Origin of the sequence: Halolamina salina, assembly GCF_042678005.1 — an archaeon.
Taxonomy (GTDB): domain Archaea; phylum Halobacteriota; class Halobacteria; order Halobacteriales; family Haloferacaceae; genus Halolamina; species Halolamina salina.
Genome location: NZ_JBHUDH010000176.1, coordinates 1 through 8,607 on the forward strand (window position 1 = coordinate 1; position 8,607 = coordinate 8,607).

Below are 8,607 nucleotides of genomic sequence, written 5' to 3' on the forward strand. Positions count from 1 at the left end.
CCGCCGTCCGGTCGGCCGCCGCGGACTCGACCGCCGGAAGCGAGGCAGCGAGCAGCGCGGCCGCGAGCGAGACCGCGAGCAGTGCCCGGATCACCGAAGCTCCCGGAGCCGCTCGCACAGTCCTGACTCGGCCGATTCGTCGGTGTCACTCCCGTTTTCGGCGTCGCTCGTGCCCTCGGTATCGGTCTTCTCTGCACTGTCGTTCTCGTCTATGCTCCCCTCGGCGACCGTCGCTGGTACCCCCGTTGGCTCCGCGCCATCTCCCCGGCCGTCGGGGGCATCGTCCCGTTCGTCGAGGCGTCGCTCCAGCCGTTCGACCGCGGCGACGGCGGTGTCGGCGCGCCGCTCGACCGACTCGTTCACCGCGGAGACGCCGCCGAGGAACCCTCTGACCGACTGTACCGCCGCGTCGAGCTCGTCGACTCTGGACTCGAGCGTCTCGATCCGTGACTCGAGCGCCGCGGCGTCGGCGTCGCTTACCGCCGGGCCACGCCGTTCCCCGTCGACCGCGCGTTCGACGGCCGCGAGCCGCCGTTCCAGTTCCGCGTCGCTGTCGGGCATGGGCGGGGTGGTCGCCCGATCGGTGATAAGGGCCGGGGTCGGCCGGCGGGGAACCTTAAGGCGGATCGGAGCGAACGGGTACCCATGAAGACGGTCCTCGTTGGCGTCGGTCAGGCGGGCGGGAAGGTGGCGACGGCGCTGGCCGAGTTCGACGACGAGATGGGGTTCCGCGCGGTCCGGGACGCCCTCGCCGTCAACAGCGCGAAAGCCGACCTCCAGGGCCTCCCGCTGGACACGGTGTTGATCGGGCAGGACGTGGTGAAGGGCCACGGCGTCGGCGCCGACAACGAACTCGGCGCCGAGGTGATGGCGAACGACGCCGAGGAGGTGATGAGCGAGCTGAGCGGCAAGATCGGCTCCGACACCGAGGCGATCTTCGTGATCGCCGGACTCGGCGGCGGCACCGGGTCCGGCGGCGCACCCGTCCTCGCGAAGGAGCTGAGCCGCGTGTACGACACCCCCGTCTACGCCATCGGCATCCTCCCGGGCCGCGACGAGGGGTCGCTCTACCAGGCCAACGCGGGCCGGTCGCTCAAGACGCTCGCCCGCGAGGCCGACGCGACGATCCTGATCGACAACGACGCCTGGCGGGAGACGGGCGACAGCGTCGCCGAAGGGATGGCGGCGATCAACGAGAGCATCGCCCGCCGGATCGGCCTCCTGCTCGCCGCGGGCGAGCCCGTCGAGGACCGCTCGCTCGGGCTGGGCGGCGGCGGGATCGACCGCGACGTGGCCCAGAGCGTCGTCGATACCAGCGAGGTGATCAACACCCTCCGCTCGGGCGGGCTCGCGGCAGTGGGCTACGCCGAGTCCGAGGCCAGCGAGGAGCCCGACGAGAACGTCAACGTCGTCACCAGCACGACCCGGAAGGCGCTGCTCAGCGGCACCAGCCTGCCGGGGGCGAGCGAGGCCGACGCCGCGCTGCTGGTCGTCGCCGGCCGCCCCGACTCGCTCTCCCGGAAGGGCGTCGAACGCGCCCGCTCGTGGGTGGAGGAGGAGACCGGCAGCATGGAGGTCCGCGGCGGCGACTACCCGCTCGACAGCGACCGGATCTCGTCGCTCGTCCTGTTGAGCGGCGTCGAGCGCTCCGATCGGATCCAGGAGTTCATGGATCGCGCGGCCGACGCGCAGGCCGAGTCCCACGACCGAACCGAGGGCCAGCGCAAGCGCGACGCCGCCGAGACGTTCCAGAACGACGAGCTCGACGACCTGCTCTGACCGCCGCCGCGCCGCCGATCCTCCTTCCCGACCCCCGCCGCCTATTTCCTCCCGGCGCCCCCAGCGTCGGGCATGCGCGAGTACGCTGCCGACCCGCCGGTCGAGGAACGCATCGGCGACGCCCTCCGGGAGACCGACGCGACGGTCGCCGTCGCCGAGTCCTGCACGGGCGGGCTGATCGGGTCGCTCCTGACCGACGTGCCCGGCTCCTCGGACTACTTCGACCGGTCGGTCGTGACCTACTCCTACGACGCCAAACTCCAAGAGCTGGCCGTCTCCCGGGAGAGCCTCGACGACCACGGCGCCGTCTCGGCGCCCGTCGCCGAGCAGATGGCCGCCGGGGTTCGTGACACCGCGGGGACGACGTTCGGACTTTCGACCACCGGGATCGCCGGCCCCGAGGGCGGCAGCGAGGAGAAGCCCGTCGGGACGGTGTTCATCGGCCGCTCGTACGCCGCCGACTGGGGCACCGGCGGCTCCTACACGGAGGTCTCCCGGCACGTGTTCGACGGCGATCGGACCGAGATCAAAGAGCAGATCGCGCGGGAGGCGCTGGCGCTGCTGCTGGAAGACGCGGGGGACCTGTCGGAACCCTAACAGTTGGTCGCGCCTGTCCCGACTCGACGTACCACAACGAACGGACCGCCGAGTTCTGAGCCGCCGAACCGCCGACGCGTGCCGTTGGCCGACCGAAACGCTTTGCGGGGCGCCGGCCACGCACACGAGTATGGACAAGAAAGGTCACGTGCTCAACGCCCTCCTGCTGGCGATCGGCGTCGGCTACGTCCTCGAGCCGTCGGGTGACGTGTCGACGTTCGTCGCGATCGCGGAGGTGTCGCTGCCGCTGGTGTTGGGTGCGCTGTTTCCCGACGTGGACACCGCGTTCGGCAAGCACCGCAAGACGCTGCACAACCTCCCGGTCCTCGGGATCGCGCTGGCGTACCCCTACTTCTTCGGCAACCTCGGCTTCGTCTGGGCGGGGGTCCTGAGCCACTACGTGCTCGACATGCTGGGGAGTAGGCGGGGTATCGCGCTGTTCTACCCGTTCTGGAGCGAGGAGTTCGGCTCGCCGACGGGGGTGACGACCACCAGCAAGTACGCCGACGTGGTCACGATCGTCGTCACGCTGCTCGAGGTCGCCGTGTTCGCGGCGTTCGTCCACCTGCTGCCCCAGTACCTCCCGCCGGGGCTGGAGCTGAGCGGCCTCGTGACGATCGGCGCTTAGTAGACGGACACGTCGTCGAACCGCCCGTCGTACGCGATGTGGTTGGGGTGGGTAGGTTCGGTGCCCGAGAGGAACAGGCGGTCGATCTTCCCCCAGGAGTTCTCGTAGCCCAGGTGGGCGAACTCCGCGAGGTTCCGGACGCGGTGGCGCGGGCCCGAGCGGTGGACCACCTGTCGGTCGGCGCCGGAGACCAGCGCCTGCACGAGGTCGGCCTCGCTGTCGATGGCGGCGTCGAACTCGGTCCACGCCTCGCCGACGGTCCCCCGGAGGTGGGCATACGACGAGCCGAACGTGGGTAGCCCGGCCTCCTCGGCGACCCGTTTGGCCCGCTCGTTGACGTGGGGGAGGGATTTGGCGTTGTAGCTCTCGACGGCGTCGATGTGGTCGGCGTAGGCGCGGATCTCCGGCCGGCCGAGACTGACGTTCAGAAGCGTCGGATGGGGGACACACAGCGCGGCGCCCTGATCGGCGAGTTCGGAGAGCGCCCCCTCGAAGGAGACGAAGTCCGGCACCGGCGACGACAGTCCCACGGCGAGCAGGTGGCGGCGGTTCTGCCAGTTCCCCGTGAAGATCTCCCGGGCGGGTACGATCAGCAGTTCGTCGTCGCTATGTCGCTCGGCCTGCTCGCGGATCGCCGGCAGTCGCGTGAAGTGGGGTGCGTACACCAGCACGTCGATCCCCCGGGCTTTCGCCCGCTCGACGACCCGCCCGTCGAGCGTCTTGACGTGCATGTCCACCCGCGTCGGCGCCGTAGTCACGTTCCACCGCAGTCGGTCGTCGCCCAAATAGCCTCCGTGTTCGAGGCCGGGCGTCGGGGAGAACCCTTTTGACGCCCCCACCCCGATGAACCGCGTATGAGCCGCTGGAACTGCGGGATCGCCGGCTGTGGCCGCGAGTTCGACGGTCCCGAGGCCGTGATCGTCCACCAGACGACCGAACACCAGCGCCACGAGTGTAAGGTGTGCGGGACTATCGTCCCCGAGGGGTACTTCGCGATCCGCCACGCGTTCGACGAGCACACCCGCGCGGAGTACGTCCGCGCCTACGACGCCGACGGGAGCGACGTGCGTGTGCGTGAGGGGATCAAGGAGACCATCGAGGAGAACGCGGATCTCCAGAGCGTCGTCGACGAACTCAACGGTAACTCGGGGTAGTCGGGACGGTTTTCTCGGAAAAAGGTCGACTATCGACGAGGAACTACCGCTCCTCGCTGTCCAGCACGCGGATCTGGTCGCCACGCACCGTGACCGGAATCGGGACGGTCGCCTCGTACAGTTCGACCGTCACCTGGTCCTTCCCCTCGTCGATGCGCTGGACCTGCGCCTTCTCGCCCTTGAACGGGCCGGCGATCAGTTCGACGATGTCGCCCTCGGCGATCCCCTCCACGTCGGGGGTCGGCGAGAGGAAGTGTTCGACCTCGGTCATCGACGACGTGCCCGGTACGATCCCGTTGGCGTGGGGGATCTCGTCGAGCACGCGCTCGATGATCGAGTCGTCCTCGGCCTCGACCATCACGTAGGAGGTCAGCGAGTCCGGCGCCAGCACGGCGTGGATCTCGGGCATCTCCTTCGAGGCGATCATGTCCGCGACGGTCTCCTCCTGGCTCGCGGTGGTCTTGACGGCGTAGATCGGCATCTACGCACCACCCGGGACCGCGCCCGGAACGAAGCTCATGATCGCGAACATCAGGAACCCGAGGAAGCCGATCAGGAAGATGCCGGCGCCGGAGATCTTGGCGACCATCGAGAACTCCTCCCACTCGGGAGTGCTCGCGAGCTTGAGCACGCGCACGTACTCCGAGAGGTCGTATTTGACGTCCATCTTGTCGTGTGGTTCAGCCCGACGCCTTTTCTATCTATTGAATACGCTTTCGCCGGCGCGACCGTCGCTACGGCCGGTGACGGCGACGAAAAAGAGCCGAGGCGATCAGTTCACGTCCTGCAGTTGGTCGGGCGAGGGGCCGCGCTGGGCGGCCTCGCCGCCGCCGTAGATCTGGGGGGACTCGACCCCGGTCACGACGATCATCGTCCGCATCCGGCCCTCGATCTCCTCGTCGACGGAGGTGCCCCAGATGATGCGCGCGTCGGGGTCGATCCGGTCGTAGATCTCCTCGACGACGCCCTCGGCCTCGCCGATGGACATGTCCGAGCCGCCGGTGACGTTGACCAGCGCGGAGTTGGCGCCGGAGATGTCCACGTCCAACAGCGGCGACCGCAAGGCAGACTGTACGGAGTCCTCGGCCTTGTCGTCGGTGTCGGACTCGCCCAGCCCGATCATCGCGACGCCGCCTTTCTCCATCACGGTGCGAACGTCGGCGAAGTCGAGGTTGACCAGCCCGGGCTTGGTGATCAGTTCGGTGATCCCCTTCACCGAGCGCATCAGCACCTCGTCGGACACCTTGAACGCCTGCTTGACGGGCAGTTTGCCCACCGCGTCGAGGAGGCGATCGTTCGGGACGACGATCACGGTGTCGGAGACGTCCCGGAGCCGTTCGAGGCCGGCCTCGGCGTTGGTCCGGCGGACTTCACCCTCCGCGGTGAATGGAGTCGTGACGATCGAGATGGTCAGCGCGCCGGCGGCCTGTGCGGCCTTGGCGACGACCGGCGCCGAGCCGGTCCCGGTGCCGCCGCCGAGTCCGGCGGTGACGAACACCATGTCCGAGCCGGCGATCGACTCCTTGATCTCCTCCTGGGACTCGATGGCGGCCTCCTCGCCGACCTGCGGGAGCGAGCCCGCGCCCCGACCCTGGGTCTTCTCCTTGCCCATCAGGATCTTCGTGTCGGCCTCGATGGAGACGAGGTGCTGGACGTCGGTGTTCGCGGCGACCAGCTTCGCGCCGTGGATCCCCTCCTCGTGCATCCGGTTGACGGTGTTACCGCCGGCGCCGCCACAGCCGACCACCGTGATGTTGGTCTTGAGGTCCTGCAGGACCTCCTGTAGCTGCTCGTCGGTCATCTTCCCCGACGACGGCGTCTCCCCGCCGGTCTCCGAGGTGGTCTCCTGCTCGGCCGCGGCGTCGGGCTCCTCGCCGCCCTCGCCCTCGGCCTCGTCGATCGCCTCTTCTACGATAGAGTCCATTTGACCCTGAGTATTAGGCGGAGCCTATTGACCTTTCTCCCTCTCCGGCGATTCTCGCCACCACCGACACCGCTCAGATCGGGAACTCCTCCTCCCGCCGACTCAGCACCGCCGACGGGGGGATCACCTCGCCGTCGACCTCGACAGACTCCCCGCCGGAGAGCATCCCCATCTTCGGTCCCTCCGGCACGCCGAGCTTTTGGGCCTTCTCGGGGTCGAACGCCTCCTCTCGGGCGACGACGGCGTCGTCGTCGACGGCCACCTCCTCGTACGCCTCCCGCAGGATCGCCGCGAGGTCGTCGATCAGTTCGTCGTAGGCGTCGGCGTCGGGCACCGCCGCCTCGCCGTTGGCCCGCGTCCCGCTCTCGATCGTGTCGAAGGCGACGGTCGACTCCCGGACCGCGTCACGCGTCGCCTCGCCGTCGACGTTCTGGGCGGTCGCAAGTAGCTCGTCGGGCAGGCTCACCGTCTTCCAGTCCTCCGGATCGTCGGGGACGTTGGCGCCGAACCGAAGCCCCTCGTCGACTGTCGCGACCGTGGATTCGAGCGCCCGGACCAGCGCCAGCGGTCGGTCGCCGACGGTTCGGAGCCACGTCTCGCTCACGATCCGGTAGCCGAGATCCTCGATCGCATCGGCGACCTCGGGGTGGTCGCCGTCGAACAGCGCGTGGGTGGCGCCGCTGCGCTCGAACGCCTGTTCGAGCACCGCCCGGGCGTCCTCGTCTCGCGGGTGGCCCAGTTCTTCCAACTGCCAGTCGCTGGCAATGTGGCCGACCGCCCACGGCGTCTCGCGCAGCACGCGACCGAACCGCGGGGCGTAGTGCCCGCCGCCGACGCCGACGATCTGTCGGTCGCGGTGGGCCGCTACCCCGCGCAGCGAGAGCACCGCTTGCGCGACCGCGCGGGCGCCCTCGGGGTCGTCCCACTGCTCCTCGCCGCTCCCGAGCTCCGCGAACATCGACGGCGTGTCGATCGCGGTCGGCCCGTGGTGGGTCCCCTCGATCGCCACGTCGTACCCCTCGGGGGCGTGGGCGGCGAGCGCCTCGACGTACGCCGAGAGCGCGCTCGGCGCCGCTTCCGCGAGTTCGCCCTCGCCCCCGCCGTACTCCGCCTCGCCGAAGTTCCCCGTGAAGTGGCCCGTCAGCAGCGCGCCCGTCTCGCCGGAGTGCCGGGAGACGAACACCAGCAGGCGGGGGTCCTCGCTGAACGCCGGCGCGGGGTCGCCCAGCCCGATGTGGAGCTCGTCGAACTCCCGAAGCTCGAACGGGCCGTCCCGGTAGTACGTCCCGCCGCCGTCGGCGTCCGCCCGCTCCTCGTCCTCGTGTTCGGTCCAGTCCCCCTGCGCGAGCAGCTGCTCCCCGATGTGGATCGAGGCGTGGTCGGCCCGCGACACGACGATCCCGATAGTCATCGGTTCGGCGTCCGACCCCGCCGGCAAAGTAGCCGTCGGCTCCGGCCCCGCCGCGGGCGCGGGCTTTTTCTCCCGTGCTCGCCCACGGCGACCATGGACGTCTACGGGCTGATCGGGCGGCCGGTCGAACACTCGCTCTCGCCGCCGATGCACGAGGCCGGCTACGAGGCGCGCTCGCTGGACGCGCGGTACGTCACGCTCGAACCGGATCCCGACCGGATCAACGAGGCCGTCGCCGGCGCCGACGCGATCGGCGTCGCCGGCCTCAACGTCACCGTTCCGTTCAAACGGGACGTGCTCCCGCACGTCGATCCGACCCCGACCGGTGAGGCGGTGGGTGCCGTGAACACGATCACGTTCGGCGGCGACGGCGCTCCCGAGGGACACAACACGGACGTCGAGGGCGTCGTTCGCGCGTTCGAGCACCACGACGTGGCGATCGAGGGGCAGTCCGCGGTCGTCGTCGGGGCGGGCGGCGCGGGCCGGGCGGCCACCTACGCGCTGGCCGACGCCGGGGCCGACACGTTCGTCGCAAACCGAACGCTCGAGCGCGCCGAGGCGCTCGCGGACGATTTCTCCGGGCTCGGCGTCGACGCCGGCGGACTGGCGGCGCTCGAGGAGCACGTTCCCGACGCCGACATCCTCGTCAACGCGACCAGCGTCGGGATGGACGATCCCGACACGTCGCCCGTCCCCGCGGACGTGCTTCACGAGGATCTGGCGGTACTCGACGCGGTGTACTCCCCGCTCCGGACCAAGCTCCTGCGGGACGCCGACGCCGCGGGCGCCGAGACCGTCGACGGCGCGTGGATGCTGTTGTTCCAGGGCGTCGCCGCGTTCGAGCGGTGGACCGGGGTCGACGCGCCGGTGGCGGCGATGAACGAGGCGCTCCGGGATCGGCTCTGAGGCACGTTTCGGCTCGACGGGGCGTTTGCCGGGGTGAACCGGCCGAGGGCGACGCTGGCTTTTTACCATCGCGGGTCATTTTCGCCGACAGCATGGTACTCCGGAAGATCAAACGGCTCCTCGGGCTGGGTGCCGACGAGGGCGACGGCCGGTCCGAGCGCGACGTGACGGTGCAGGACCGCTCCGACGCCGACGCCGAGAGCGAGGC

Annotated in this window: 12 protein-coding genes; 5 read left to right on the forward strand and 7 right to left on the reverse strand. The window is 69.9% G+C overall.

Annotation, left to right across the window (positions count from 1 at the left end; translation table 11 throughout):
* Both ACFR9S_RS16235 and ACFR9S_RS13420 read right to left on the reverse strand, forming a co-directional pair.
* On the reverse strand, window positions 1-118 hold a 118-nt coding region (locus tag ACFR9S_RS16235; protein ID WP_459077210.1), incomplete at its 3' end, for a DUF7311 family protein.
* Window positions 91-561, reverse strand: coding sequence for a DUF7310 family coiled-coil domain-containing protein (locus ACFR9S_RS13420; RefSeq protein ID WP_379818875.1), 471 nt, complete (start codon window positions 559-561; stop codon window positions 91-93). The genes ACFR9S_RS16235 and ACFR9S_RS13420, both read right to left, overlap by 28 nt.
* Window positions 562-645: 84 nt before the next feature.
* Here ACFR9S_RS13420 and ACFR9S_RS13425 point away from each other — a divergent pair, with 84 nt between their 5' ends.
* The 3 genes from ACFR9S_RS13425 to ACFR9S_RS13435 all read left to right on the forward strand — a co-directional run bounded on the left by ACFR9S_RS13425 (window position 646) and on the right by ACFR9S_RS13435 (window position 3,004).
* Complete coding sequence (locus ACFR9S_RS13425; protein WP_379818876.1) at window positions 646-1,779, forward strand: tubulin/FtsZ family protein; 1,134 nt, start codon at window positions 646-648, stop codon at window positions 1,777-1,779.
* A gap of 72 nt (window positions 1,780-1,851) precedes the next feature.
* A complete protein-coding gene (locus ACFR9S_RS13430; protein ID WP_379731692.1) occupies window positions 1,852-2,376 on the forward strand; it encodes a CinA family protein in 525 nt (174 codons plus the stop codon).
* A gap of 130 nt (window positions 2,377-2,506) precedes the next feature.
* Window positions 2,507-3,004, forward strand: a complete 498-nt coding sequence (locus ACFR9S_RS13435) for a metal-dependent hydrolase (protein WP_379731690.1) — start codon at window positions 2,507-2,509, stop codon at window positions 3,002-3,004.
* Here ACFR9S_RS13435 and ACFR9S_RS13440 read toward each other — a convergent pair.
* Window positions 3,001-3,735, reverse strand: a complete 735-nt coding sequence (locus tag ACFR9S_RS13440) for a PHP-associated domain-containing protein (RefSeq protein ID WP_379731693.1) — start codon at window positions 3,733-3,735, stop codon at window positions 3,001-3,003. The genes ACFR9S_RS13435 and ACFR9S_RS13440 overlap by 4 nt on opposite strands.
* Before the next feature lie 123 nt (window positions 3,736-3,858).
* On the opposite strand from ACFR9S_RS13440, the gene ACFR9S_RS13445 reads away from it, so the two are divergent.
* Window positions 3,859-4,158, forward strand: coding sequence for a DUF7565 family protein (locus ACFR9S_RS13445; protein ID WP_379731689.1), 300 nt, complete (start codon window positions 3,859-3,861; stop codon window positions 4,156-4,158).
* A 43-nt stretch (window positions 4,159-4,201) separates the two neighbouring features.
* On the opposite strand, the gene ACFR9S_RS13450 is transcribed toward ACFR9S_RS13445, so the two are convergent.
* The 4 genes from ACFR9S_RS13450 to ACFR9S_RS13465 form a co-directional block, all read right to left on the reverse strand.
* The gene (locus ACFR9S_RS13450) at window positions 4,202-4,639 is read right to left on the reverse strand and encodes a transcription elongation factor Spt5 (RefSeq protein ID WP_049980982.1); all 438 of its coding nucleotides are present in this window, start codon (window positions 4,637-4,639) and stop codon (window positions 4,202-4,204) included.
* A complete protein-coding gene (locus tag ACFR9S_RS13455) occupies window positions 4,640-4,825 on the reverse strand; it encodes a protein translocase SEC61 complex subunit gamma (protein WP_053947553.1) in 186 nt (61 codons plus the stop codon).
* Window positions 4,826-4,930: 105 nt separating this feature from the next.
* Window positions 4,931-6,082 carry a cell division protein FtsZ gene (gene ftsZ, locus ACFR9S_RS13460; RefSeq protein WP_379731688.1) on the reverse strand — a complete coding sequence of 384 codons (1,152 nt, stop codon included), beginning with the start codon at window positions 6,080-6,082 and terminating at the stop codon, window positions 4,931-4,933.
* Between the two features lie 73 nt (window positions 6,083-6,155).
* Window positions 6,156-7,493 carry a D-aminoacyl-tRNA deacylase gene (locus ACFR9S_RS13465; protein WP_379818877.1) on the reverse strand — a complete coding sequence of 446 codons (1,338 nt, stop codon included), beginning with the start codon at window positions 7,491-7,493 and terminating at the stop codon, window positions 6,156-6,158.
* A gap of 93 nt (window positions 7,494-7,586) precedes the next feature.
* Between ACFR9S_RS13465 and ACFR9S_RS13470 the strand changes: the two genes are divergently transcribed.
* Window positions 7,587-8,399, forward strand: a complete 813-nt coding sequence (locus tag ACFR9S_RS13470) for a shikimate dehydrogenase (RefSeq protein ID WP_379818878.1) — start codon at window positions 7,587-7,589, stop codon at window positions 8,397-8,399.
* Window positions 8,400-8,607: the final 208 nt, after the last annotated feature.

Coding starts and splice junctions, on each gene's coding strand:
- ACFR9S_RS13420 (WP_379818875.1), bottom strand. CDS start 561: ATGCCCGACAGCGACGCGGAACTGGAACGGCGGCTCGCGGCCGTCGAA.
- ACFR9S_RS13425 (WP_379818876.1), top strand. CDS start 646: ATGAAGACGGTCCTCGTTGGCGTCGGTCAGGCGGGCGGGAAGGTGGCG.
- ACFR9S_RS13430 (WP_379731692.1), top strand. CDS start 1,852: ATGCGCGAGTACGCTGCCGACCCGCCGGTCGAGGAACGCATCGGCGAC.
- ACFR9S_RS13435 (WP_379731690.1), top strand. CDS start 2,507: ATGGACAAGAAAGGTCACGTGCTCAACGCCCTCCTGCTGGCGATCGGC.
- ACFR9S_RS13440 (WP_379731693.1), bottom strand. CDS start 3,735: ATGCACGTCAAGACGCTCGACGGGCGGGTCGTCGAGCGGGCGAAAGCC.
- ACFR9S_RS13445 (WP_379731689.1), top strand. CDS start 3,859: ATGAGCCGCTGGAACTGCGGGATCGCCGGCTGTGGCCGCGAGTTCGAC.
- ACFR9S_RS13450 (WP_049980982.1), bottom strand. CDS start 4,639: ATGCCGATCTACGCCGTCAAGACCACCGCGAGCCAGGAGGAGACCGTC.
- ACFR9S_RS13455 (WP_053947553.1), bottom strand. CDS start 4,825: ATGGACGTCAAATACGACCTCTCGGAGTACGTGCGCGTGCTCAAGCTC.
- ftsZ (WP_379731688.1), bottom strand. CDS start 6,082: ATGGACTCTATCGTAGAAGAGGCGATCGACGAGGCCGAGGGCGAGGGC.
- ACFR9S_RS13465 (WP_379818877.1), bottom strand. CDS start 7,493: ATGACTATCGGGATCGTCGTGTCGCGGGCCGACCACGCCTCGATCCAC.
- ACFR9S_RS13470 (WP_379818878.1), top strand. CDS start 7,587: ATGGACGTCTACGGGCTGATCGGGCGGCCGGTCGAACACTCGCTCTCG.